Below are 977 nucleotides of genomic sequence, written 5' to 3'. Positions count from 1 at the left end.
TAATTGATAAAATATTTTTATATTTAGAGATAAATAGATGTTATAGACAAATCTATTATACGTAATAAGCAAAAATAAGCGCTTTAATACATTGGATAATACATGACAAGGGGAATAAGGATCTGTATTGGGAGTGAATTAATGTTTTCAATAGTAATCTCCACATATAACGGAAGTAAATATATTTTAAATACAATAGAAAATATCAGACAAAGCTTAAAGAACTTTGATTACGAAATGATTATTGTTAATGATGGCAGTATAGATGATACAAGTAAACGACTTGAAATCTATAAAGAAAATAAACGGATTAAAATATTTAATCAAAGAAACAAAGGGATTAGTGCATCTAGAAATAGAGGTATTAGACATATAAGTAAACAATCAAACTATGTTGTTTTTATTGACGATTCAGACAAAGTAGAAGAGAACTTCTTTGAAAAAATTAATGAATTTTTTACGATATTTCACGATATAGATGTTGTTGCTACACCACTTATACGAACTGTAAATGGAGCAAATCGACATCATAGCTTAAATTATAGATTCCACTCTGGGAAGCAAATAGTAAATATACTTGATGATTATAAGTATATACAATTTCATATTGGTGGCATGGCATTCAGAAGTGATTTGTTGAAGAATCCGAACTATCGATTTGATGAAGGAATAAGTTTTTGGGAAGATGCAAAATTTATAAATAGTATCCTATTAGATAAGAAAACGTATGGTTTAATCCCTGAAACAGCATATTTTTATAATAGTGATAATCCTCATTCACTTAGTAAAATTGCATGGAACTTAGAAGAACGTTACTTACCATTAATAGAAAAAAATTATATGTACTTAATTGATAAGTCTCATGAGATATACGGTAAGACCATTAAGTATATACAATTTCTTGTTGGAACACATTATAGTGAATATTTAAAAGAACATAATCAGGACAAGATTATAGATAGTCCTTATTTTGATTC

Annotated in this window: 1 protein-coding gene; it reads left to right on the top strand. The window is 27.1% G+C overall.

Annotated elements, in window-relative coordinates:
- Positions 1–141: 141 nt before the first annotated feature.
- On the top strand, positions 142–977 hold an 836-nt coding region (locus CD122_RS11585; protein WP_169926524.1), incomplete at its 3' end, for a glycosyltransferase family 2 protein.

The organism is Staphylococcus rostri (assembly GCF_002902145.1).
Lineage (GTDB): Bacteria > Bacillota > Bacilli > Staphylococcales > Staphylococcaceae > Staphylococcus > Staphylococcus rostri.
Note: the sequence above shows the minus strand (reverse complement) of the source record. Positions and strands in the feature narration are given on the sequence as shown.